General features: G+C 33.9%; 24 protein-coding genes. 11 read left to right on the forward strand and 13 right to left on the reverse strand.

Annotated features, from left to right (window positions below; translation table 11 throughout):
• Window positions 1-143 precede the first annotated feature (143 nt).
• Window positions 144-692, forward strand: coding sequence for a peptide-methionine (S)-S-oxide reductase MsrA (msrA, locus tag FPG59_RS03265; protein WP_254906635.1), 549 nt, complete (start codon window positions 144-146; stop codon window positions 690-692).
• Between the two features lie 47 nt (window positions 693-739).
• A complete protein-coding gene (locus tag FPG59_RS03270; RefSeq protein ID WP_086453192.1) occupies window positions 740-1,039 on the forward strand; it encodes a hypothetical protein in 300 nt (99 codons plus the stop codon).
• An 11-nt stretch (window positions 1,040-1,050) separates the two neighbouring features.
• Here the strand turns inward: FPG59_RS03270 and FPG59_RS03275 are convergent, their stop codons facing one another.
• The 6 genes from FPG59_RS03275 to FPG59_RS03300 form a co-directional block, all read right to left on the reverse strand.
• Complete coding sequence (locus tag FPG59_RS03275; RefSeq protein ID WP_086453193.1) at window positions 1,051-1,353, reverse strand: DUF6787 family protein; 303 nt, start codon at window positions 1,351-1,353, stop codon at window positions 1,051-1,053.
• Window positions 1,354-1,385: 32 nt separating this feature from the next.
• Window positions 1,386-1,820 carry a DUF6146 family protein gene (locus FPG59_RS03280; protein ID WP_086453194.1) on the reverse strand — a complete coding sequence of 145 codons (435 nt, stop codon included), beginning with the start codon at window positions 1,818-1,820 and terminating at the stop codon, window positions 1,386-1,388.
• Between the two features lie 96 nt (window positions 1,821-1,916).
• A complete protein-coding gene (locus FPG59_RS03285) occupies window positions 1,917-2,480 on the reverse strand; it encodes a DUF937 domain-containing protein (RefSeq protein ID WP_086453195.1) in 564 nt (187 codons plus the stop codon).
• 93 nt (window positions 2,481-2,573) lie between these two features.
• Window positions 2,574-3,524, reverse strand: coding sequence for a D-2-hydroxyacid dehydrogenase (locus FPG59_RS03290; RefSeq protein WP_086453218.1), 951 nt, complete (start codon window positions 3,522-3,524; stop codon window positions 2,574-2,576).
• 186 nt (window positions 3,525-3,710) lie between these two features.
• Window positions 3,711-4,781 carry a 3-phosphoserine/phosphohydroxythreonine transaminase gene (gene serC / locus FPG59_RS03295; protein WP_086453196.1) on the reverse strand — a complete coding sequence of 357 codons (1,071 nt, stop codon included), beginning with the start codon at window positions 4,779-4,781 and terminating at the stop codon, window positions 3,711-3,713.
• 93 nt (window positions 4,782-4,874) lie between these two features.
• The gene (locus FPG59_RS03300) at window positions 4,875-5,933 is read right to left on the reverse strand and encodes an acyl-CoA reductase (RefSeq protein WP_086453197.1); all 1,059 of its coding nucleotides are present in this window, start codon (window positions 5,931-5,933) and stop codon (window positions 4,875-4,877) included.
• Between the two features lie 139 nt (window positions 5,934-6,072).
• On the opposite strand from FPG59_RS03300, the gene FPG59_RS03305 reads away from it, so the two are divergent.
• Window positions 6,073-6,423: a 4Fe-4S dicluster domain-containing protein gene (locus tag FPG59_RS03305; RefSeq protein WP_086453198.1), complete on the forward strand. Its 351-nt coding sequence runs from the start codon at window positions 6,073-6,075 to the stop codon at window positions 6,421-6,423.
• Window positions 6,424-6,485: 62 nt separating this feature from the next.
• On the opposite strand, the gene FPG59_RS03310 is transcribed toward FPG59_RS03305, so the two are convergent.
• Both FPG59_RS03310 and FPG59_RS03315 read right to left on the reverse strand, forming a co-directional pair.
• Window positions 6,486-7,022, reverse strand: coding sequence for a hypothetical protein (locus FPG59_RS03310; protein WP_086453199.1), 537 nt, complete (start codon window positions 7,020-7,022; stop codon window positions 6,486-6,488).
• A gap of 282 nt (window positions 7,023-7,304) precedes the next feature.
• The gene (locus FPG59_RS03315) at window positions 7,305-10,166 is read right to left on the reverse strand and encodes a TonB-dependent receptor (RefSeq protein ID WP_086453219.1); all 2,862 of its coding nucleotides are present in this window, start codon (window positions 10,164-10,166) and stop codon (window positions 7,305-7,307) included.
• Window positions 10,167-10,461: 295 nt separating this feature from the next.
• Between FPG59_RS03315 and ychF the strand changes: the two genes are divergently transcribed.
• From ychF to FPG59_RS03355, 8 genes are all read left to right on the forward strand, one after another.
• Window positions 10,462-11,556, forward strand: a complete 1,095-nt coding sequence (ychF, locus tag FPG59_RS03320; RefSeq protein ID WP_086453200.1) for a redox-regulated ATPase YchF — start codon at window positions 10,462-10,464, stop codon at window positions 11,554-11,556.
• Between the two features lie 269 nt (window positions 11,557-11,825).
• A complete protein-coding gene (locus FPG59_RS03325; RefSeq protein ID WP_086453201.1) occupies window positions 11,826-12,485 on the forward strand; it encodes a hypothetical protein in 660 nt (219 codons plus the stop codon).
• Between the two features lie 50 nt (window positions 12,486-12,535).
• Window positions 12,536-13,063 (forward strand): NADPH-dependent FMN reductase, encoded by a 528-nt coding sequence (locus FPG59_RS03330; protein ID WP_086453202.1) that lies wholly within the window; start codon window positions 12,536-12,538, stop codon window positions 13,061-13,063.
• A gap of 147 nt (window positions 13,064-13,210) precedes the next feature.
• The gene (locus tag FPG59_RS03335) at window positions 13,211-15,079 is read left to right on the forward strand and encodes a DNA topoisomerase IV subunit B (protein ID WP_086453203.1); all 1,869 of its coding nucleotides are present in this window, start codon (window positions 13,211-13,213) and stop codon (window positions 15,077-15,079) included.
• 22 nt (window positions 15,080-15,101) lie between these two features.
• Entirely contained in the window at window positions 15,102-15,713 is a 612-nt protein-coding gene (locus FPG59_RS03340; protein ID WP_086453204.1) for a hypothetical protein, read from the forward strand.
• 28 nt (window positions 15,714-15,741) lie between these two features.
• The gene (locus FPG59_RS03345; protein ID WP_086453205.1) at window positions 15,742-15,921 is read left to right on the forward strand and encodes a hypothetical protein; all 180 of its coding nucleotides are present in this window, start codon (window positions 15,742-15,744) and stop codon (window positions 15,919-15,921) included.
• 49 nt (window positions 15,922-15,970) lie between these two features.
• Entirely contained in the window at window positions 15,971-17,098 is a 1,128-nt protein-coding gene (locus FPG59_RS03350; RefSeq protein ID WP_086453206.1) for a YhcG family protein, read from the forward strand.
• On the forward strand, window positions 17,099-19,798 hold the full coding sequence (locus tag FPG59_RS03355; RefSeq protein ID WP_086453207.1) for a DNA gyrase/topoisomerase IV subunit A: 2,700 nt from the start codon (window positions 17,099-17,101) through the stop codon (window positions 19,796-19,798). It begins immediately after the preceding gene.
• A 110-nt stretch (window positions 19,799-19,908) separates the two neighbouring features.
• On the opposite strand, the gene FPG59_RS03360 is transcribed toward FPG59_RS03355, so the two are convergent.
• The 5 genes from FPG59_RS03360 to murQ form a co-directional block, all read right to left on the reverse strand.
• Window positions 19,909-20,685, reverse strand: coding sequence for a TerC family protein (locus FPG59_RS03360; protein ID WP_086453208.1), 777 nt, complete (start codon window positions 20,683-20,685; stop codon window positions 19,909-19,911).
• Between the two features lie 23 nt (window positions 20,686-20,708).
• Window positions 20,709-21,083 carry a DNA topoisomerase IV gene (locus FPG59_RS03365; RefSeq protein ID WP_086453220.1) on the reverse strand — a complete coding sequence of 125 codons (375 nt, stop codon included), beginning with the start codon at window positions 21,081-21,083 and terminating at the stop codon, window positions 20,709-20,711.
• Window positions 21,084-21,251: 168 nt separating this feature from the next.
• Window positions 21,252-21,824 carry a pentapeptide repeat-containing protein gene (locus FPG59_RS03370; protein WP_086453209.1) on the reverse strand — a complete coding sequence of 191 codons (573 nt, stop codon included), beginning with the start codon at window positions 21,822-21,824 and terminating at the stop codon, window positions 21,252-21,254.
• Window positions 21,824-22,045, reverse strand: coding sequence for a DUF6095 family protein (locus FPG59_RS03375; RefSeq protein ID WP_086453210.1), 222 nt, complete (start codon window positions 22,043-22,045; stop codon window positions 21,824-21,826). The genes FPG59_RS03370 and FPG59_RS03375 overlap by 1 nt, the downstream gene beginning before the upstream one ends.
• Window positions 22,046-22,107: 62 nt before the next feature.
• Complete coding sequence (gene murQ, locus FPG59_RS03380) at window positions 22,108-22,923, reverse strand: N-acetylmuramic acid 6-phosphate etherase (RefSeq protein ID WP_086453211.1); 816 nt, start codon at window positions 22,921-22,923, stop codon at window positions 22,108-22,110.
• Between the last annotated feature and the right edge of the window lie 117 nt (window positions 22,924-23,040).

A 23,040-nucleotide genomic window follows, 5' to 3' on the forward strand; every position in this document is an offset into this window, starting at 1 on the left:
GTCTAGGGTGTTTGATAATAAATAACTTTGATTAAATTTTAAATATGAAAAAAATAATTGGATTGATGATCGCCCTTTTGCCCTTTTCATTTTGTACCAAAGAAAAAAATGTAATTGTACCTAAAAGTTTAGAAACAAAAAATATGGAAAAACAAGGAGATTTAGAGATTGCAACATTTGCAGGAGGTTGTTTTTGGTGTACCGAGGCAGTATTTTTACAGCTTGACGGTGTGAGTAAAGTAGTTTCAGGTTACATCGGTGGAAACACTGTAAATCCTACTTATAATGACATTTCTACCGGAGAAACGGGACATGCAGAGGCTATTGAAATAACCTTTGACCCTAAGAAAATAAGTTTTGGAGAGTTACTTGAAATATTTTTTGCAACTCATGATCCTACAACGCTTAACCGTCAAGGTGCTGATGTAGGGACGCAATATCGTAGCGAAATTTTTTATCACAATGAGAATCAAAAACAGTTGTCACAGGATTACATTGCCTTGATGACACAAGAAAATACTTTTGGTAAACCAATTGTGACTAAAATATCAGCTGCCACAAAATTTTATGTTGCTGAAGACTACCATCAAAATTACTACAACCAAAACAAAACACAAGGGTATTGTAGTTATGTAATTACTCCAAAAATTGATAAGTTGAAGAAAATGTATCAAGGAAAGCTTAAGAAATAATTGGCATTAGATTTGTATATTGTTCAATAAATATAAATTGAATACTTATGATACAACCTGTTGCTAATGATGAAGCAAATAACAAAACAAGAAATCTTTTGTTGGGAATATTGTTTGATGCTATTGGGATGCTTTCTTTTACCATTCCTCTTCTTGGAGAATTTTCAGATGTAGTTTGGGCGCCTTTAGCAGGTTTTTTAATGACTTGGATGTATAAAGGGAAAATAGGTAAAGTAGGAGGAGTGTTAACTTTTCTTGAAGAAATTATACCTTTTACTGATTTTATACCCACATTTACCTTAACGTGGATATACACGTATTTAATAAAAAATAAAAATGCCTCGTAACGAGGCATTTTTTATGATTTAAAAAGAAATCCGAGTCCTAATCTTTTCAGCATTTTTTTCTCAAATGCCCAAAAGAATTTGAATTGCCCAAATATAAAACCAATACAAACCAGTAATACTTGGTAAATAGGGAATATTAATATCAAACGAACAGGAATTATCCAATATCCCAAAGAATCTTTTGTTATACCTAGCCACGTACAAAACGGTTTAGACAACCAAGCTGATGCTGATCCTGTGATAGCAAAAACGATTAGAATTATTATGAACTGAAAATTTGTTTCAATTCCCCAACGTTGTTTGAGTTTGTTCATTTTTATTTATAATGAATACAAATATAGTGAGATTATCTCAGGGGTACAAAACCAAAAAGTTTTTGTTTGTACGTGTTTTGGAAAAATATCATGTAGTTGTATATCAAATAATTTACTTCATACCCGTAATTAATGGTGGGATCATAATTGATAGTCATTTCATATAAATTAGGATTAAAACGCTGTGGTTGCAAAACACGGTTATTCCATTCTGTTACATAAAAACGGTTTTTATTTTCTAGAAAAGCCTGTGTGTGATAATTTCTAGGAAAAGCTGTGGCATTTAGCCAAGAATTAAAACCTGGTTCAATAATGATTACCTCGTATTCTAGTTCTTCATTTGCTATTCTTACGGTATCATTACTAGAATTATTTGACGGATTTTTTACAGCTGTAAATGGAGTAGTTGTAGCACAACTGTACATGATGAGCGCTACTATTCCTAATATATATAAACTACGTTTCATAATCGAAATTTTACTTTAAATTTACAACTATATTATCTTTTTTTAAAACCATTTAACAAAAAAAAAATCACCTAAGTAGGTGATTTTTAGTGTTTTTTATTTCCCGAATAGTTTGCCAAGAATTCCGCCTATTCCACCACCTTTTCCAGATACGGCTGCCATTGCATCGCTAATGTCTACTTTTCCATCAGCATTTTGATCTAAACCAAATTGTCCTCCATATTTTGAAATGGCATCCATAATTCCAGATCCTTGAGCTCCGCCTCCAGATATAGCTGCAATGATATCAGAGATTTGAAAACTACTATCATTAGGATCTTTTGCTTTATTTACCAATGATCCTAGAATTTGAGGAATCAAACTTCCTGCAACACCTGATGCTGCATCTGTATTGATACCAAATTTTTCTCCAAGACTTCCAGTAAGTTGTTCAGTAAGCTTTTGAACTACAGGATTTGAAGCGTTTTGAGCATTATCTCCTTGAAACAAAGAAACCAATTGTTCTACACCGCCCTCTGAAGCAATTTTTTGTAAACCAGAAAAAATGGAGCTACTAGCTTCTTCTATAACGGCCTCGTTTTGTTCGTTTGGAATAGCATTGTTTTTAACAACTGACTCGACTCCAAACTGTTGTGCTAATTGTGTTAATTGTTCTAACATAGGTTTTGGTTTTGTTTAGATATCAAATCTAATAAAAAAAAGGGATTTATTACTTAAAATAAATCCCTTTTAATCATTTCATCACATTAAACCTTATCCCAAAATACTAATAATTTGTTGGGCTAGTTCAGTTCCTATTCTATCTTGTGCCTCACCTGTAGCTGCACCTATGTGTGGTGTTAGTGAGATTTTGTGGTGCATTAATATTGCCATCTCTGGCGTTGGTTCACTCTCAAAAACGTCTAATCCTGCAAACAATATTTTTCCGCTATCTAGTCCTTTAAGTAAAGCCACCTCGTCAATTACACCGCCACGGGCACAATTTACAATTCCTACACCATCTTTCATGCTAGCAATTTCTTTATCACTAATAATGTAACCGTTTTGCGCAGGTACATGTAGGGTAATAAAATCAGCCTCTTTAAAAACTGATTCTAAAGATTGTGAAACGATAGTTGTGGTAATAGATTGACCGTCAAAAAAAGATACCGTGACATCTACCTGTGGTATAAAACTATCCGCAGCAATAACTTTCATTCCTAGTCCAAGCGCCATTTTTGCAGTAGCCTGACCAATACGGCCTATGCCCACAATTCCAAGCGTTTTTCCTCTCAATTCAATTCCGTTACCATACGCTTTCTTTAAACCATCAAAGTTGGTATCGCCTTCTAGTGGCATATTTCTATTCGAGTCGTGCAAAAATCGAACTCCCGAAAATAAATGTGCAAAAACCAACTCTGCCACAGATTCTGATGATGAAGCAGGCGTATTAATCACTGCAATCCCTTTGCTTTTAGCATAATCCACATCAATATTATCCATTCCTACGCCTCCACGACCTATAATTTTCAAGCCTGGACAAGCATCAATAATGTCTTTACGAACCTTAGTCGCGCTTCTTACTAAAACGACACTTACATTGTTTTCATTAACAAAATTAGCCACTTGTTCCTGCGCTACTTTTGTTGTTATAACTTCAAAACCACCTTTTTCTAAAGCTTGAATTCCACTTTTTGAAATTCCATCGTTGGCTAATACTTTCATTTTTTTTATCATTTTAAGGAACCTAATCGATCCTCTAATTAATTATTTTTTTTAGGAGCTATTTCCCGCTTTTCATTATAATCTTTTATGTTTTTAAAGAAAAAACATAAAAGGATTTTCATTACAATCGGGGCTAGGGGTTTAGAATTCAACTGTTATTTTGTGAAACTAAAGACTAATACGGATTTATACTTTGGTTTCTAATTCTTTCATTACATCCACCAGTACTTGAACGCTCTCTAATGGTAACGCATTGTACATAGAAGCTCTGTAACCACCTACTGAACGATGCCCTGGTAATCCTGAAATTCCTGCAGCTTTCCATAAAGCGTCAAAGGTTGCGGCATGTGCTTCATCATTCAACAAGAAAGTAGCATTCATATTAGAACGATCTTCCACAGCAGCAGCTCCTTTAAATAATGGATTTCTATCAATTTCGGCATACAATAAAGCCGCTTTGGCATTGTTTATTTTTTCAATGGCTGCAATTCCACCTAAGTTTTTCAACCATTGTAAAGTCAATAAAGAAGCGTAAATAGGGAAAACAGGAGGTGTGTTGTACATACTTTCTGCTTTAATATGTTTGGTATAATCCAGCATGCTAGGAATAGTTCTGCCAGTTTTACCTAGAATTTCTTCTTTTACAACAATCAATGTGGTTCCTGCAGGTCCCATGTTTTTTTGAGCTCCAGCATAGATCAAGTCAAATTTTGAAAAATCCAATACTCTTGAAAAAATATCCGAACTCATGTCGCACACAAGTGGTATGCTAGTTTCTGGAAACTCTTTCATTTGGGTACCAAAGATGGTATTGTTACTCGTGCAGTGAAAATAATCAGCATCTTTTGGAATACTGTATCCTTTTGGAATATGATTGTAATTTTGTTCTTTAGAGGAACCTATGATGCTAGTTTCTCCAAAAAGTTGAGCTTCTTTAATAGCAGCAGCAGCCCATGTTCCTGTGTCTAGGTAAGCGGCTTTTCCATTTTCTTTCATCAAGTTGTAAGGAACCATCAAAAATTCTAGACTAGCACCACCTGCTAGAAATAATGCTTGGTAGCCTTTGCCTTCAAGGCCTAATAATTCTAGAACAAGTGATCGAGCTTCATCCATAACGGCCACAAAATCTTTGCTTCTGTGAGACATTTCTAAAAGAGATAATCCAGAATCATTGAAATTTAATATCGCTTGTGCTGATTTTTCAAAAACTTCTTGGGGTAAAATGCAAGGTCCTGCGCTGTAGTTGTGTTTTTTCATGTGAGTAGTTATATCCAAAAAATTAAAAAGCAAATTTCGACAATAGCAGTTTAAAAAGCGTTAATTAATTCGAAATAATCGCACTTTTTTCTGCTAAATTGTTAACAAAAATGAAATTGTATCTATGTTATCTGCATAATCCCATAATTGCGGATTTTGAGTTTGTCCAAACGAAATACTTTTTTCAATACAACCACCAGAAACGATACATTGAAGTAGTTCATTTTCAGAATCTAACTTAGTTTGTAGTGCGGGTAAGTCGTCGTAATATTCATAAAAAACACTAGAAATAGGTGAGGCATGGCTTTGGTCTTCTTTTATAGTTAAAAATCCATTGTCAAGCAGCTTAAAATTACTCATTAAGAAAACCGCTTTGTTGTAATCGTAATTATTAGCGTATTTTTCATAATGAATGACATCTTGGTATTCAAAAATGGCTTCAAAAAAGGCATCGAAATTATATCCTTTTGGTACAAAAAGTTTAGATACATTACGACATCCTAAACCAAAATATCTAAAAATATCTTCTCCTAAAGCAGTGAGTTCCTCCTTGTTTTCAGTACCAATCAAAACCGCTACTGAATTTCTACTCTTTCTAATAATAGACGGTTTGTCTTTAAAATAATACTCAAAATATCTTGATGTATTGTTACTGCCTGTAGCTATTACGGCATCAAAGTTTTCTAATTTACCCTCAACAAACGTGATTTGGTTTTTAAGTTCAGGCGCAACAGCAATCAAATATTTGGCTAAAAAAGGCAGTAAATGTTGGTCGTTTGATGATGTTTTTACAATCACATTATTTCCAGTTATTAAAACCGATAAAAAATCATGAAACCCAACTAGAGGAATGTTTCCTGCTAGTACTAATGCTATATTTTTTGGTTTTTGAATTTCTAAAGTATAGGCAGAAAGCCATTGATCAAGATTTTCTTCTGTTAATGCTTTAGACCAAGATTGTATTGAAAAATATACATTTTCAGGAGTATACCAGCCATTGTGTGATTGAGACAGGATAATAAGTTCTTGAAAAGCATCAAAAAATGTTTCGTTGTGCAAAACATTTGGGTTTTTTGTGGTGTTGTTTTCAGAAAATTGACTTAAAAAATTTCCTAATTCAACAAAAACATTTTTTTTTGTTTCTAATGTCATAATGTTTGCTTATGAATAGTTTTGATTGTAATTTTGCACAAAAATAAGCTATAAAAAGTATAGTAAAAAGATTAAAAGACGAAAGATAATAGATTCTTATACTTGAAAATCTTATTTGCTTAATTCCTAAATTAAAAAGATGGCAATTATTATAACAGACGAATGTATCAATTGTGGGGCTTGTGAACCGGAGTGCCCAAATACTGCAATATATGAAGGAGCTGATGATTGGAGATACAAGGACGGAACAAAACTGAAAGGTAAAGTAATTTTGCCAGACGGTACTGAAATTGATTCTGATGAAGCACAAACACCAATCTCTGACGAAGTGTATTATATCGTTCCTGGTAAGTGTACGGAGTGTAAAGGATTTCATGATGAACCTCAATGTGCAGCGGTTTGCCCTGTAGATTGTTGTATTCCTGATGATGCGCATGTAGAAAGTGATGAAACATTGCTAAACAGACAAGCTTTTTTACACAACGAATAAGTATTGATTTTGCATAAAAAAACCTGAGATATCTCAGGTTTTTTTATGCAATACTATTTTTGTTATTCTTTGACCATTTCAAAAATTTCAGATGTAATTTTATCAGTTTCGGGGTCATAAGATTCTAAAACTAAGTTTCCATCAGCATTAAAGTATCCAAAAGATGTTTTGCTTTTAGTACTGTAAATGTAATTGTTATTGGAAGTTTTTCTTAAAACAGCAGTCTTTTCCTTGTTTGGCAGGTACATGTTGTAACCTGTTTCAGCTAGACTAACTTGGTATTTTTGTCCGTTGTAGTTGTAATAAGCAGATCTATCAACATCTACAATATTGGTCACTCCATTTGCGGTTACTGCAGTAATAGCAGTTACTTGAACAGGAGTTTGCTTAATTTCTTTATTCAAAGCGTTTGAATCGGCATCTTTCAATTCAATGTTTTGAGTTTCTTTGATCTCTTGAGTTTTAACCAATTTTTTTTCTCCTTTTGAGTCTTTTATTGTTGTAACCGTTGTTTTTACCTCAGATTTTACATTTTTGTTTTGCGCTTGACTTTGTACGGAAAATAATAGTGCTAAAGCTCCAATTAATATCGTTTTCATAATTATTTATTTATTAGATTAATATGAAGTAAAATTACAAGGGCAACAGAGATAAGTTGTTATGGAATTTCCAAGATAAATTGTATAATTTACACTAGCTGCTATTTTCCTTTGTGAAAATTGATTAATCGTTAATCTTAAGATTTAAAAATTTTGAAATAGCATGATTCTTTCGAAACAATTACAAATAAGTTTTAATAAAGATGTGGTATGTAGGTAAGAGTTTTTTTTAAAAAAAAGGACCATCTTTCGATAGTCCTTTTGAGTTATTCAATAAATGAATTAGAATTTGTAGTTCAAAGATAGATTGAACATCGTTCCTAATTGACTGAAATGGTATCCATCATACGTCATTTGAGAGTAACGACCGTTAAATGTAACAAGATTAAATTGTTTTCTTGTTTCAGCTGGGTTGTTTAATATTGCAGTTCCAGCAGCATTTTCAGCTTTGAATTTCCACTCCGGTAATACATTCAATAAATTGTTTACATTCAACGCCAAAGTTAATTTTTCTGTAGCGGAGAAGGTAACTCCTAAATCGGTGACAATTTTTGGAGTAAATTCAGTTCTTAAATTGTTATCTAAACCTGCTTGTTTGAAAGTTGATTTGCCAAAATAAGTATTGTTAAGTGAAAATCCTAGTTTTCCTATTTCATAGTTACCTCCTAAAATCCATTTAGTTATAGGTCTTGATGTAAACATTAAGGCTTCAAGAGTTTGGCTAAAGTTATTCTTTTTTACGGGTGATATTCTTTCGTTTTGAATAGTATAATTTCCAGACAAGTTCACGCCTAGTTTTCCAGATCCTATCATAATATTGCTAAAGTTAGCAACTACATCTAAACCTGATGTTCTAGTATCAAATGAATTTTCAAACCAAGCAACATCTCCAAAACGAGTTGCAGTAATATCACCTAGTACAATTCTATCTTTAACTTTTATGTTGTAGTAATCAACAGTGAAATTAAAGTTTTTAGATGGTTTTGCGCCTAAGCCAATTGTAATGTTTGTTGATTTCTCAGCATCTAACGGGTCAATATCAAGTTGTCTTGCTTGAGGGGAAACGTTATTGATAATACCACTTACTTGAATTCCTTCTCCTGGTACAAAAGAGTACTGAGATTTTTGAGTATAAATTTGGTGTAAAGTAGGTGCTCTGAAACCTGTAGATACAGATCCTCTTAAAGTAACCTTGTTGTCTAAGAATTTGTATCTAGAACTAATTTTCCATACTGTTGCTCCACCAAAATCGCTATAATCTTCATATCTCAATGTTCCGTTGATTAAAAAGTCTTCTGTAATGTCATACGCTAAATCAAAGTAAGCACCTAAATTATAACGGTTCCATTTTCCTGAATTTTCAGGTCTGTTTCCTGCGAATGAGTCTGCTCCAATTCCGTCCCAAGAAGCTTTATCGCCTTCAATAACTTCAAAAGTTTCTGTTCTAATTTCAGTACCAAAACCAATACTTAATTTGTCAGAAAGGTTTTTTGAGACATCAATATTTCCTACTATGTGATTAAAAGAAGTTCCCCCTGGTTTAAATGATATTGGACTGTTTTCCCTGTAAAGATTGGCGCCATTTGAATCCAAAATTGAGGATCTATTTTGAGAATTTTCTACAGAATACGTTTGAGAGTTGCCTCCAAAAGTAATACTAGCATCTGTATTCCATTCATTTTTAGTGGCTTTGTATCCTAAAGTAGCATTATAGTCGTTTAGATCACCTACAAATGTAGGTACGTAGCCTTTGTATGAAGCTGCGGTACCATTTCCAAAAAAGTCTTGCAAGTATGGTGAAGTTGTTGATTTTCTCCAGTTTGGGATAGCTGGACTAGTAAAAAAATCATTAACAGGTCTCCAATATGGAGTTCTATAGTTTGCAAAAGAATTTACTTTTTTATAAACATAGGCTGCATTATAGTACAATTGTGTAGCATCAGATAATTCAAAAGCGCCGTTTACTAAAAATTTTGCAGCAGCGGTTTCTGGAGATCCGTTTACATTTCCTGCATCAGGTTTTTCATTTAAAAAAGTATCTACTGCGTTTCTTCCGTTAATGTTACCTTGGTTGATTGCAGCAAATTTGGCATTATAATCCGCGGTACCAACATAACTATTTGTAAAGTAAGCTTCTTTTTCAGCTGTTGTCAAATTGGATATATCTACGCCACCTAAAGTATTATCGTCATTAACATAACCATCGAATGTTGCAGGGTTTACTCTAACAAAATCGTTAAAATCGCCTTCAGCATCTACTTTACCAGGTCTATTGGCAAGGTTAACTTTTGAGAAGTCAACAGTATAATTGATAAAACCTTTCTGACCAACTTCAGATCCGTTATTTAAACTAACGCCAATCATTTCACCATCTCCTTCAGATGTAACACCTGTCCTCATAGTTACAGATGGTCCATTTGTGTTTTTCTTTAATATGATATTCATTACACCCGCAATAGCATCAGATCCGTATTGTGCAGATGCTCCATCTCTTAAAATTTCAACTCTTTCGATAGCGTCAGTAGGAATTGCTGAGATGTCTGATCCTGTTTCACCGCGTCCTGGAGATGTTTGTACATATAACAAAGAACTTAAGTTCTTTCTTTTACCGTTAATCAAAATTAAGGTTCTACTTGGTCCCATGTTTCTAATTTCATAAGGATCTAGTAAGGAAGTTGCGTCATTTACAGGAGTTTGAACCGTGTTAAAAGACGGTATTTTGTACTGTAATGCCTTGTCAAAAGTTGCTTGTCCTGTTGAGGTAAGATCTTTTGAAGATAATACATCAATAGGAAGTGCTGACGTAGTATTACTTCTAGGTGCAGTTCTTGTTCCTGTTACCACAACTTCATTTAAATTTTGTCCACCTTCTTCAGATAAAACTACATTGATTACAGCTTCTGTTGCTGCTCTTTCTACTTTGTTGAATCCAACATAACTGAAAACTAACGTTGCTCCTTCGTTCACTTTAATTTTGTAAGAACCATCAGTGTCAGTAGAAACTCCATTCTTTGTTCCTTTTTCTACAATGTTAACTCCTGGTAACGAATTTCCAGAAATGTCTTTTACTACCCCTGATATTTGCTTCTGAGCAAATACAAACGAGACGTTTAATAGGATTAATAATAATGCGAATTTTTTCATAATAAATTGTGTTTTATTTTCTGGTTGATTTGAAATAGGCTGCAATATAATTTTTTTTTAACAAAACATTAGTACTATTTTTAATTTTTTAAAAAAAATGCTAGGTTCTCAGTAATGGTATCTTTTAATTATTGAAAACAGTATTAAAATGGTATATTTGCAAACTTTTAAAGCCAAATGGCTTTGTCTAATAAGATTTAATGCTAAATAGCTCAAAATTTAAAACTTAAAAGAACCTTGTTTGCCATAAAAAAGCTTGCATGTTTCCGGAAAAAAAATAAAATAGTATTTACAGATGAAAGCAGGAATTGTAGGGTTACCTAATGTTGGAAAATCAACTTTGTTCAATTGTTTGTCAAACGCAAAAGCGCAAAGTGCTAACTTTCCTTTTTGTACCATAGAGCCAAATATTGGTGTTGTTAATGTACCAGATCCAAGAATCAATAAATTGGAGGAATTGGTAAAGCCAGAGCGTGTGCAAATGGCTACGGTTGATATTGTGGATATTGCAGGTTTAGTAAAAGGAGCTAGTAAAGGAGAAGGTTTAGGAAATCAATTTCTTGGAAACATTAGAGAGTGTAACGCTATTATTCACGTATTGCGTTGTTTTGATAATGATAATATCGTTCACGTTGATGGTAATGTAAATCCCATTCGTGACAAAGAAACTATTGATATCGAGTTGCAGTTAAAAGATTTAGAAACGGTTGAAAAGCGTTTAGAAAAAGTAAATCGTGCTGCAAAAACAGGTAACAAAGAGGCGCAGACCGAAAAAGCGCTTTTGGATCGAATTAAAGAAACCTTATTGCAAGCTAAATCAGCGAGAACTATTACTCCTCAAGGAAATGACGAGGAAGTTTTGATGGAATCGTTTCAATTGATTACTGCAAAACCAGTTTTGTATGTGTGTAACGTAGACGAAAACTCTGCTGTAAATGGAAACAAATATGTAGACCAAGTTCGCGAGTTAGTAAAAGATGAAGATGCAGAAGTAATTATTTTGTCTGTAGGAGCCGAAGCTGATATTACAGAGCTTGAAAGCTACGAAGAGCGCCAAGTTTTCCTTGAAGACATGGGATTGTCAGAGCCAGGAGCATCCGTTTTAATTCGTGCAGCTTATAAATTGTTAAAACAGCAAACCTATTTCACGGCAGGAGTAAAAGAAGTTCGTGCTTGGACCATCAATATCGGTGCTACCGCGCCACAAGCTGCTGGTGTAATTCATACAGATTTTGAAAAAGGGTTTATCCGTGCCGAAGTAATTGCTTATGAAGACTATGTGCAATACGGTTCTGAAGCAAAATGTAAAGAAGCAGGAAAATTTAAAGTTGAGGGTAAAGAATACGTTGTGAAAGATGGTGATGTAATGCACTTTAGATTCAACGTGTAATTTTTAAACGTAAAACTTAAAAAGTCGAAAGTTAGTAATAGCTTTCGACTTTTTTTATGAACCTAATCCAGCTTTCCGCTTCAAGATTTTTCTATAAAGACTTTTTTTCTAAGCCCTCAAAGGAGCTTCCTGCGGTCGCTCTTTCAGGTCAAGAAAAAATAGCGGCTTTATAAAAAAATGCTTTCCGCTGCAATCTAGGGTTTTTGTCGGTGTTTAAAGTTTAATTAAAATTAAAAGTGTAAATTCACTAAAATTTTAATTAATTCAAAATGAAACAATTTATTTTGTTAGTGATATTTTTATTTGTTATTTCTTGCAAAAAAGCAGATGCGCCAGCAGATGAAAGTTTTGTGTATTTTGAAAAACCACAGCCAATTTATGATGCTGAACTGTCTAAAATACCTAATAAATTCAGAGGTCTTTTTATTAATTCAGATTCCGTTTACCTGAATATCTCTGAAAATATGATTAGTAAAGAATTTACTAGAAAATTTAGAATTCATAAAACCGAAATAGACTCATTGAAAAAAGAATTTGATTTTGTTAATGGCAAGTACGTTTCTAAAGGTTACAAAGTGGTTTTTGATTTTATAAAAATAGGTGATTCCTTAGAGCTTTCGAACAAAGAAATTGATACAATTTTTATTTTTTCAAACACTCAAAAAGCAAAACGATTCAACGGAAAATTAATTTTGAACTACAGTGATTCTATTTATTGGACGGTAAATACAATTGATTTAGAAAAAAATCTATTACATTTAAAAAGCATTGGTTCTAAAGAAGATTTAAAGAAAATAGATTCCTTAACCCATTTAAAATCAGTTCAGATAGATTCTTTTAGATTTGTTGTAAAACCTTCAAGAAATGAATTTAAAACTTTCATTAATCTAAAAAGGTTTCATGTAGATGAAGCGTTTAAAAAAATCTAAAAATAAATACGCAACAGCAATTAATTTATTTCAGAAAAAAAAACAATCTTATGAAAATAGTAACCTTTGGCGCAAGCAACAGTAAAAATTCTATCAATAAAAAACTGGCAATTTATGCAGCGCATCTTTTTGAAAATGCAAACGTAGAAGTTTTAGATTTAAACGATTTTCAAATGCCTTTGTTTTCTGTTGATTTGGAGCTCGAAATCGGTCAGCATGATGTAGCGAAAGCATTTTTAGCTGTAATTGCAATGGCTGATGTGTTGGTGATTTCTATGGCGGAACACAACGGTAATTATAGTGCTGCTTTCAAGAATATTTTCGATTGGAGTTCTAGAATCAACGGAAAAGTGTTTCAGGACAAACCCATGTTGCTTCTAGCTACTTCTCCGGGAGCTAGAGGTGGTGCTAGTGTTTTAGAAATTGCAAAAACTGCTTTCCCTCGTTATGGTGCCTACGTAAAAGCAACTTTTTCATTACCTAGTTTTGATGCTAATTTTGATATCCAAAAAGGAATTATAACAAACGGTGAGTATGATATTAAGCTAAAGTCATTGATTGGCAATTTTAAATCGTAAAGTAAAAACAGGTTTTCAATATTATTCTTGATAACTTTGAGGCTTTGAATTTTTAAAATTTATCATATTACACTACATTAGCACATTCTAGAGCTTTGCGTAAAGTAAAGCCCGAAATGAACGAAGTTAAAATCCACAAATTTTAAAATGTCCGATCAAAATCAATATACCGAAGATAATATTCGGTCCTTAGACTGGAAAGAGCATATTCGCATGCGCCCCGGAATGTACATCGGGAAACTGGGTGACGGTTCTTCGCCAGATGATGGTATTTATATCCTGTTAAAAGAGGTTTTAGACAACTGTATCGATGAATTTGTTATGGGCTCTGGTAAAACCATTGAAGTGACCATCAAAGACAAAACGGTTTCGGTGCGTGATTACGGGCGAGGTATTCCGTTGGGTAAAGTCGTTGATGTAGTTTCTAAAATGAATACAGGTGGTAAATACGACTCTAAAGCGTTCCAGAAATCAGTAGGTTTGAACGGTGTGGGTACCAAAGCTGTGAATGCACTTTCAAATTATTTCCGTGTAGAATCGGTGAGAGAGGACAAGCAAAAAGCCGCTGAGTTTTCAGGTGGAAACTTAGTCCTTGAAGAAGATATAATTGAAACTACTAAGCGTAAAGGAACTAAAGTAACGTTTACGCCAGACGAAACCATTTTCAAAAATTACAAATTCCGAATGGAATATGTGATTAAAATGGTGAAGAATTATTGTTACTTAAACAATGGTTTGACGATCATTTTTAATGGTGAAAAGTACATTTCAGAGAACGGACTTCGTGATTTATTAGAAGAAACAATAAGTGCCGATGATCTGGAATATCCAATTATTCACTTGAAAGAACATGATATAGAAATTGCACTTACCCACAGTAAAACCCAGTACAGTGAGGAGTATCACTCTTTTGTAAACGGGCAAAATACCACACAAGGAGGGACGCACTTAGCCGCTTACCGCGAAGCCATTGTAAAAACCATTCGTGAGTTTTACAACAAAAACTTTGAAGCTTCAGATGTACGAAAATCTATTGTGAGTGCTATTAGTATCAAGGTAATGGAGCCCGTTTTTGAGTCTCAGACCAAAACCAAATTAGGTTCCACAGATATGGGATCAGATGATGGTACGCCGCCAGTTTCTGTTCGTACGTTTGTAAACGATTTTATCAAAAATAAATTAGATAACTATTTACATAAAAATCCACCCACGGCAGAAGCGTTATTGCGTAAAATTTTGCAGGCAGAGCGTGAGCGTAAAGAATTATCTGGAATTAGAAAACTAGCCACAGATCGTGCTAAAAAAGCTAATCTGCACAATAAAAAATTAAGAGATTGTCGTGCACACTTGCCCGATACTAAAAATCCTAGAAACTTAGAGAGTACACTTTTTATTACTGAGGGAGATTCGGCTTCGGGATCTATTACCAAGTCGCGTGATGTGAATACACAAGCCGTGTTTAGTTTGCGCGGAAAGCCGCTGAACTCATACGGAATGAGTAAAAAAATTGTGTACGAAAACGAAGAATTCAACCTACTCCAAGCTGCTTTAGATATTGAGGACGGTCTCGAAAAGTTGCGTTACAACAACATTGTCATCGCTACCGATGCCGATGTCGATGGAATGCACATTCGATTGTTGTTGATTACTTTTTTCTTGCAATTTTTTCCTGAATTAATCAAAGAAGGGCATTTGTATATTTTGCAAACGCCTCTTTTTAGGGTTCGAAACAAGAAGGAAACCATTTATTGTTACTCTGAGGAAGAGCGAAAAGATGCCATTGAAAAACTAAAACCAAAACCAGAAATCACCCGATTTAAAGGTTTAGGAGAAATCTCGCCCGATGAGTTCAAGAATTTTATTGGAGAAACCATTCGTTTAGATCCTATTATGATGGATAAAAATACTTCCATTGAGCAGTTATTGTCTTTTTATATGGGTAAAAATACTCCAGACCGACAAGAGTTTATTATTAAGAACTTGAAGGTGGAGTTGGATGCTTTGGTAGAGGAATGATTTTAATTAGGATATTTAGTTTATGCGGAGAATAATATTTTTTGTTGCTATTTTATTATTGGTTTGTTGTAAAAATGAAAATGTACAGCAGTCACTAGAGTCGGAAGGGATTCCTATCGAAAAATCAATCAGTAAAATAATTAATAAAAGAGATTTTCCAATAAAGAAGTTCTCTAAGATTGAATTGGTTTCGTATTATAATAGGGTAGTATGGGATACTATAAAATACAAGGGTGAGTCTGCTTCATATAAAGTAGTAGTTGATAATTATAAATTTACTTTTGATAGTACAATGATTCAAGAGAGAGTAATTTTAAATAAAAGTCAAGAGAAAGAACTTATTAATCTGTTGATTAGTGATACTTGTATTCCCCAAGAGATGGAAGCGGGGTGTTATAATCCAAGGCATATGATCTTGTTTAGAGATGAAAAGAATAGAATCATTGGTTACAATGAGTTTTGTACAAGTTGTATTGGTTCAAGAAATTCAAGTAATTTAGAAGGATTCCAAAAATATTGTTATGCTGATATGGCTGAGCTTTTTCGAAAATTTGGAATAAAACTTTTTGTGGAATATGGAGATGGAAATGGAGCAAAAGAATATAATTTTTTTAAAAGTAAAGGTTTTAACTAATTGACAAACATTAATTAAAAAAGGAAGTATGAACAAAATTACTCTAATATTTGGCTCAATTTTTACTCTAGCTGTTTCAGTATTATTTTTCATTAATTTATCAAATGATCATAAAGAGTGCGGTAAAATCGTTAAAAATCACATTGATGCAAGCGGAAATAAAGTTGAAGTTGTAGAACATATCTGTAAGGAGAACTATTCTTTTTAGCAAAACAGAAAAAAAATATACAAAATTACCATTCAATAGCATATTTTTAATGAAAGACGAAGAAGGTATATTCGAGGAAAAGCTTAAAAATAAAGTTTTGTTTTCTCAAGTTGTTGAGTTACTACAAAATGCTCGAACGCAAGTTTTACGCACTGTAAACTCAACGATGGTCTATACCTATTTTGTAATTGGAAGAATGATTGTTGAAGAAGAACAAAATGGAAAAGACCGAGCTGAATATGGGAAGCAATTATTGAAAGGACTTTCTAAAGAGTTAACTACTGAGTTTGGGAAAGGGTTTTCAGTTGAAAATCTAGAGAGAATCAGAAAGTTTTATACAATTTATTCAAATTCGTTGACAGTGTCTACGATTTCTGAAAATGTAAAATCACAGTCACTGTCTACGGAATTACAAATAAGAGAAAGTGAATTTAGATTATCACAAAATGACCGATTAAAATCAGCAAGACTAACTTTGATTTTCAAATTAACTTGGTCTCATTATAATTTTTTGATTCGAATTGATGATGAAAAGGAAAGGCGTTTTTACGAGATAGAATCAGAAAAATACAATTGGAGTGTTCGCGAATTAAAACGACAATATGATTCGGCACTTTATACACGATTGGCTTTGAGCAGGGATAAAGAAGGGATTTTGAAACTTTCTGAAAAAGGTCAAATTATTGAGAAACCAAAAGACATTATTAAAGATCCTTATATTTTAGAATTTCTAGGCTTACCTGAATTGCATCAGTATTCCGAATCGGAACTAGAAGAAGAAATCATTAATAAACTGGAGCATTTTTTATTAGAATTAGGTCACGGTTTTACTTTTGTAGCTCGACAAAATAGAATTACTTTTGATGATAAACATTTTCGAATCGATTTGGTTTTTTATAACCGAGTATTAAAATGTTTTGTCTTAATTGATTTAAAAATAGGGGAACTAAAGCATCAAGACTTAGGACAAATGCAAATGTATGTGAATTATTATGACAGAGAAATGCGTTTGGAAGATGAAAATAAAACGATTGGAATTGTGCTTTGCCAAAACAAAAGCGATTTGGTTGTAGAGTACACTTTGCCTGAAAATAATGAACAAATATTTGCCAGTAAATACAAAACAATTCTGCCTAGCAGAGAAGATTTAATACATTTAATTTCGGAATCAAAATAAATGAAAGACGAAGAAGAAGATAACATCATTCCAAACGAAGACGAGAATAACCAAGAGTTGAATGAGACCACGAGTGAAGAAGGTTTCGAAGACATAAAAACCTCGAGTGGCATGCAGCATTTTTACGAAAACAATAACGAAGAAGGCGATACCATAACCAAGGTTACGGGCATGTACAAAGACTGGTTTCTGGATTATGCTTCGTATGTAATTCTGGAACGCGCCGTACCTGCTATTGAAGATGGTTTCAAGCCTGTACAACGTCGAATCATGCACTCGCTTAAAGAGTTGGATGACGGTCGCTACAACAAGGTAGCCAATGTAGTAGGGCACACCATGCAGTATCACCCACACGGAGATGCGAGTATTGGTGACGCTATGGTGCAAATTGGTCAAAAAGATTTGTTGATTGACTGCCAAGGAAACTGGGGAAATATCTTAACAGGCGATGGCGCTGCGGCTTCGCGTTACATTGAGGCGCGTTTGTCTAAGTTTGCTTTGGAGGTTTTGTATTCTCCAAAAATTACCGATTGGGGTGTTTCGTATGACGGTCGTCGTGCAGAACCAAATAATCTGCCAGTTAAGTTTCCATTGCTTTTAGCACAAGGAGCAGAAGGAATTGCAGTAGGACTTTCCACGAAAGTGTTGCCGCACAATTTTAATGAGCTCATTGACGCTTCGATCAAAATATTAAAAGGAAAAGCGTTTACGTTGTATCCTGATTTCATGACGCAAGGTATTGCTGATGTATCAAATTACAATGACGGATTGCGTGGTGGTCGTGTGCGCGTACGTGCCAAAATTGCCCAGTTGGACAAAAACACGTTGGTCATTACTCAAATTCCGTTTTCGACAAATACAACGACTTTGATTGATAGTATTTTGAAAGCCAATGAAAAAGGCAAAATCAAAATCAAAAAAATTGAAGACAATACCGCTGCTGAGGTAGAGATATTGATTCACTTATTTCCAGGAGTTTCTCCAGACAAAACCATTGATGCTTTGTTTGCTTTTACAGCTTGCGAAACATCAGTTGCGCCTTTGGGTTGTGTGATTGAAGATAACAAACCTTTGTTTATTGGGGTTTCTGAAATGTTGCGCATTTCAACTGCAAGAACAGTTGATTTATTAAAACAAGAACTCGAAATTCAACTCGAAGAATTAAAAAACAAGTGGCACTTTTCTACGCTCGAAAAAATCTTTATTCGAGAAGAAATGTACATCGATTTCAAATTATATTCAGATAGAGAATCGCTTTATACCTATTTGTACGATCGTTTTGAGCCTTTCAAAGAATCATTTGTTAGAGAAATTAATGATGACGATTTGCAGCGCTTAACCCAGATTCCGATGATTCGTATTACCCGATTTGATTCTGATAAGGCTGATGACATGATTGCCAAGTTAGAGGGCGAGATGAAGGAAGTAGAACATCATTTAGCTCATTTAACAGACTTTGCAATAGCGTATTTTACGAAATTGAAAGAGAAATACGGAAAAGGTCGCGAACGCCAAACCGAATTGCGTATTTTTGATGATATTGAAGCAACAAAAGTAGTATTGCGAAACACTAAACTGTATGTCAACCGTGAAGAAGGTTTTGTGGGGACTAGTTTAAAGAAAGATGAGTATGTTACGGATTGCTCTGATATTGATGATGTTATTGTTTTTCTAAGAGATGGGAAAATGATGATCACCAAAGTTGATGCAAAAACTTTTGTGGGTAAAGATATTATTCATGTGGCTATTTTTGACAAGAGCGACAAGCGTACGATTTACAACTTGATTTATCGAGATGGAAAATCAGGGCCTTCTTATATAAAACGCTTTAACGTATCGGGTGTTACACGTGATAAACCGTATGATTTAACAAATGAAACTGCTGGATCTCAAATCGTATACTTTTCATGCAATCCAAACGGTGAGGCTGAAGTAATTACCATTTTGTTGCGACAAGTGGGAACTATTAAAAAATTGAAATTTGATATTGATTTTTCAAATCTTGCCATAAAAGGAAGAAGTTCTAAAGGGAATTTGGTAACGAAATACCCAATTAAGAAAATAGAATTAAAAGAGAAAGGGATTTCTACATTATTGCCTCGTAAAGTGTGGTTTGATGATACGGTACAACGATTAAATGTAGATGGACGTGGTGAATTACTGGGTGAATTTAGACCAAGTGATAAAATTTTAATCATTGCACAATCTGGCAAGCTCAAAGTGATAACGCCGGAGTTGACAACACATTTCGACCAAGACATGGTCGTTTTAGAGAAATGGAATCCTAAAAAACCTATTTCGGCCATTTATTTCGATGGAGAAAAAGAGCGCTATTACATCAAACGCTTTTTGGTAGAAACCGAAAACAAAGAGGAAGCCTTTATCTCAGAGCATGCTAATTCGCATCTAGAAATTGTTTCAACAGAGTATAGACCTGTTGCCGAACTAGTTTTTGCAAAAGTAAAAGGAGTACAAAAAGAAAATCAAGTGGTAGATGTTGAGGCTTTTATAGCCGTAAAAGGATTCAAAGCCCAAGGAAATCAATTGACTGCAGATAAGTTAAAACAAGTCAATTTGCTAGATCCACTTCCTTATGAAGAGCCTGTAGAGGAGGTGCCTGAACCACCTATTTTAAGCGATGAAGATGCAGGTCCAGTACAACTTGATGATGATGGCCAAATCACTATGAGTTTAGATTAATACACTATTCTCAAAAAAATAAATGCCCCCAAAACAGTTTGGGGGCATTTTATTTTATAAAAGGATTCAATTTCACCATTCACATCTCACCATTCACTTTTAACTACTTACTATTTACTCTTGCTCTTATTCATTTTCATATTCAGAACTTCTACTAATAATGAGAACGAAATAGCAAAGTACAAATAGCCCTTTGGTACTGGTGTTACGTGACTTCCAAAGATTAAAGCGTTAGATAAATGAGCACTTTCAGTAAGCAACATCATACCTATTAAAATCAAAAATGAAAGTCCAAGTATTTGAATTGACGGATGTTTGTTTACAAAATTACCAACAGGAACTGCAAACTGCATCATCACAAGTACCGATATAATCACAGCAGTAATCATAATATAAAGTGCACCTTCAACGCCATTGGTCATTCCCACAGCAGTTAAAATACTATCAAAAGAAAAAACCAAATCAATCAAGATAATTTGAAAAATAACGTTTTGAAACGATTTAGTAGCCGCTTTTCCAAGCTCTTTCTCTTCATGTCCTTTTTCGTCTACTTTCTCTCTAATTTCGTTGGTACTTTTGTAAATCAAAAATAATCCACCGCCAAACAGAATCAAACTCTGTCCTGTAATTCCTGCCGAAAACCAACTCAAATCAATATGAAACCACGGCTCTTTCATTTGAATTAATAAATTAATACCAAACAAAAGCGCTATTCTCATGAACATTGCCAAGAACATTCCTATTTTAGTGGCTTTTTTACGTTGTTCTACCGGTAATTTTCCAGTAGCAATAGAGATGAAAATGATGTTGTCAATTCCTAAAACAATTTCAAGAAAAGTCAAAGTTAATAAGGCTACCCAAGCATCAGGATTTAAAAATATTTCCATTTTTTATTTTACTATTTACGTTATTAATCAGCAATTTTGGTTACAGTACCTTTTTGTTTCACATCAGATCCTACCATCCCAAATTCAAAGGTATAAGAATTTTTTGTAGTAGTCACTATTTTCATGCCTATCGCTTTTTCTTCGGCCATGTTTTTTGGATGTAATTTTTGCAAAACATATTCGCAGTCATTCACCCAGCGTATAGATGCCGTATCTGTTTTTCCTTCAAAAGTTTCAATCTCTATGCTGTCATTTCGTTCAAATAAAGCCGTTTTTTTCACACCGTCTACTTCATATTCAAACTTGAATTTTCCGGTTTTAAAATCCTTACAATTTCTTTCCATATCATAGCAAGAAGTCAAGACCAGTAAGGGTAGGAGCACTACTATTTTTTTCATCTTTTTTTGTTTTTTATTAAGGACCAAATCCAGCTGTTTGTTGCAACCCACAAGGCTTAAAATCTTTTTTTCTACTGCCATAAAAGGAGCTTCCGGTGGTCGCTCTTTTAAGTCAAGAAAAAAATAGCTTTTAATCCTTATGTCTTTTCACTTCCATCTGGGGTAAAATTAGTGTATTTTAATGTCATATTTGTCTAATAAACCACCAATTCCTTGCGTTGAAAACTTTGCTTTTTTCATCGGATTGAACTCTGGATCTATGCTGTAATCTGTGGCTTTAGTAAAATCAGCTCCAGCTAATTGCGTATTGCTAAATATGGCATTCTGTAATGAACTACCATCAAAAATAGTACCTGTTAAATTAGTTTCAGAAAAATTAACTTCTTTTAACGAACAAGAAATAAACTTGGTTTTAGGCATCTTTTTATTGGTAAAAGAGGCATAATCTAAAATGCATTCTTCAAACTCCACTTGAAATAAAAAATCATCACATTCTTCAAATAAAATCCCAAGTAGTTTACAGTTTTTAAAGTGTACTCCTTTTAAACTAGCACCGGATAATTTGCTCATTGACAAATTACAGTCTATAAAAACGCAATCCATAAAAGTGGTATTAGACAAAACAGCATTCGCCAAATCACAGTTTATAAAAGTACATTCTTCAAATTCGGGGTTGCTAACAGCACTGTCAAACGGATTTGTTTTTTCAAATGTTTTTTGAAGTTGAATATTGTTTTTCATTAGTCGTTAAATAAGCTTTTCATAATTGTTTTTAACCCTACATACATTAGGTACATGGCAATAAAACAAACAATTACACCAACGCTTAATACTAGATAATGCCAAATGTTTTGCTTGTTCATAAAAGCATTATGAATTATTGTTGGGCCTAAAAACAACAATGGTAATGCACCTGCTAAGTATCGTACTCCTTTTGATAATAATTCTCTATTTGTAGCCATTGTTTCTTTTAAAATTTAGGTTTGAAGCTTTTGAAAATGCAAAATAGGTACAAGTACTATCTTTATTGCGCTAGATAAAAATCTACAGCTTTTCTAACGCTTCCGTATTTTTTTAATAATTCTTCACCTTCTTCGTAAGTAACCGGAATTTCGTCCATGATCATTTTTACACCGCGGTCAACCAGTTTACTATTGCTGAGTTGCATGTCAACCATTTTGTTGCCTTTTACTTTTCCTAACTGAATCATGGTAGCAGTTGATATCATGTTGAGCACTAGTTTTTGCGCTGTTCCGGCTTTCATGCGTGAACTTCCTGTAACAAATTCAGGTCCTACAATTACTTCAATTGGGAATTTAGCTGTTTGTGACAACGGACTTCTAGCATTACAAGAAATACTTCCTGTGGTTATGTTGTTCTCATTACACGCCTGTAAACCAGCAATTACATAAGGTGTGGTTCCCGAAGCTGCAATTCCTATAACGACATCTTTTTCATTTATTGCAAAAGCTTGTAAGTCAAGCCAAGCTTGAGTTGGGTTGTCTTCGGCATTTTCAACAGCTTTACGAATGGCTGCGTCACCACCAGCAATAATCCCTACAACTAAATCAAAGGGAACACCAAAGGTAGGTGGACATTCTGAGGCATCAACAATTCCTAATCTTCCAGAGGTTCCAGCACCTATGTAAAATAAGCGACCGCCTAATTTCATTTTAGTGACAATTGCAGTTACTAAATTTTCAATTTGGGGCAATGCTTTTTCAACAGCAAGTGGCACTGTTTTGTCTTCTTGATTGATATTTGACAACAATTCCTGAACCGACATTTTTTCTAAATGTTCGTATTTTGAAGATTGTTCGGTGGTTTTTGTGAATTCCATGTATTGCTAAATTTGTGTTTCTAAAGCACTAAATTTTCTATATATTCGGGTCGAGCGTGAGGGATAAAAGCGGAAATCCTTTTTATCATGTAGCGGTAGCGAAATGAAAAAAGATTG

The sequence above is a fragment of the Flavobacterium sp. FPG59 genome (assembly GCF_002150205.1).
Taxonomy (GTDB): Bacteria; Bacteroidota; Bacteroidia; order Flavobacteriales; family Flavobacteriaceae; genus Flavobacterium.

Coding starts and splice junctions, on each gene's coding strand:
- FPG59_RS03345 (WP_086453205.1), top strand. CDS start 15,742: ATGAACAAAATTACTCTAATATTTGGCTCAATTTTTACTCTAGCTGTT.
- FPG59_RS03330 (WP_086453202.1), top strand. CDS start 12,536: ATGAAAATAGTAACCTTTGGCGCAAGCAACAGTAAAAATTCTATCAAT.
- FPG59_RS03315 (WP_086453219.1), bottom strand. CDS start 10,166: ATGAAAAAATTCGCATTATTATTAATCCTATTAAACGTCTCGTTTGTA.
- FPG59_RS03290 (WP_086453218.1), bottom strand. CDS start 3,524: ATGAAAGTATTAGCCAACGATGGAATTTCAAAAAGTGGAATTCAAGCT.
- FPG59_RS03350 (WP_086453206.1), top strand. CDS start 15,971: ATGAAAGACGAAGAAGGTATATTCGAGGAAAAGCTTAAAAATAAAGTT.
- FPG59_RS03270 (WP_086453192.1), top strand. CDS start 740: ATGATACAACCTGTTGCTAATGATGAAGCAAATAACAAAACAAGAAAT.
- FPG59_RS03365 (WP_086453220.1), bottom strand. CDS start 21,083: ATGAAAAAAATAGTAGTGCTCCTACCCTTACTGGTCTTGACTTCTTGC.
- FPG59_RS03300 (WP_086453197.1), bottom strand. CDS start 5,933: ATGACATTAGAAACAAAAAAAAATGTTTTTGTTGAATTAGGAAATTTT.
- FPG59_RS03305 (WP_086453198.1), top strand. CDS start 6,073: ATGGCAATTATTATAACAGACGAATGTATCAATTGTGGGGCTTGTGAA.
- ychF (WP_086453200.1), top strand. CDS start 10,462: ATGAAAGCAGGAATTGTAGGGTTACCTAATGTTGGAAAATCAACTTTG.
- FPG59_RS03310 (WP_086453199.1), bottom strand. CDS start 7,022: ATGAAAACGATATTAATTGGAGCTTTAGCACTATTATTTTCCGTACAA.
- FPG59_RS03280 (WP_086453194.1), bottom strand. CDS start 1,820: ATGAAACGTAGTTTATATATATTAGGAATAGTAGCGCTCATCATGTAC.
- FPG59_RS03285 (WP_086453195.1), bottom strand. CDS start 2,480: ATGTTAGAACAATTAACACAATTAGCACAACAGTTTGGAGTCGAGTCA.
- FPG59_RS03370 (WP_086453209.1), bottom strand. CDS start 21,824: ATGAAAAACAATATTCAACTTCAAAAAACATTTGAAAAAACAAATCCG.
- serC (WP_086453196.1), bottom strand. CDS start 4,781: ATGAAAAAACACAACTACAGCGCAGGACCTTGCATTTTACCCCAAGAA.
- murQ (WP_086453211.1), bottom strand. CDS start 22,923: ATGGAATTCACAAAAACCACCGAACAATCTTCAAAATACGAACATTTA.
- FPG59_RS03335 (WP_086453203.1), top strand. CDS start 13,211: ATGTCCGATCAAAATCAATATACCGAAGATAATATTCGGTCCTTAGAC.
- FPG59_RS03375 (WP_086453210.1), bottom strand. CDS start 22,045: ATGGCTACAAATAGAGAATTATTATCAAAAGGAGTACGATACTTAGCA.
- FPG59_RS03275 (WP_086453193.1), bottom strand. CDS start 1,353: ATGAACAAACTCAAACAACGTTGGGGAATTGAAACAAATTTTCAGTTC.
- FPG59_RS03340 (WP_086453204.1), top strand. CDS start 15,102: ATGCGGAGAATAATATTTTTTGTTGCTATTTTATTATTGGTTTGTTGT.
- FPG59_RS03360 (WP_086453208.1), bottom strand. CDS start 20,685: ATGGAAATATTTTTAAATCCTGATGCTTGGGTAGCCTTATTAACTTTG.
- FPG59_RS03325 (WP_086453201.1), top strand. CDS start 11,826: ATGAAACAATTTATTTTGTTAGTGATATTTTTATTTGTTATTTCTTGC.
- FPG59_RS03355 (WP_086453207.1), top strand. CDS start 17,099: ATGAAAGACGAAGAAGAAGATAACATCATTCCAAACGAAGACGAGAAT.
- msrA (WP_254906635.1), top strand. CDS start 144: ATGGAAAAACAAGGAGATTTAGAGATTGCAACATTTGCAGGAGGTTGT.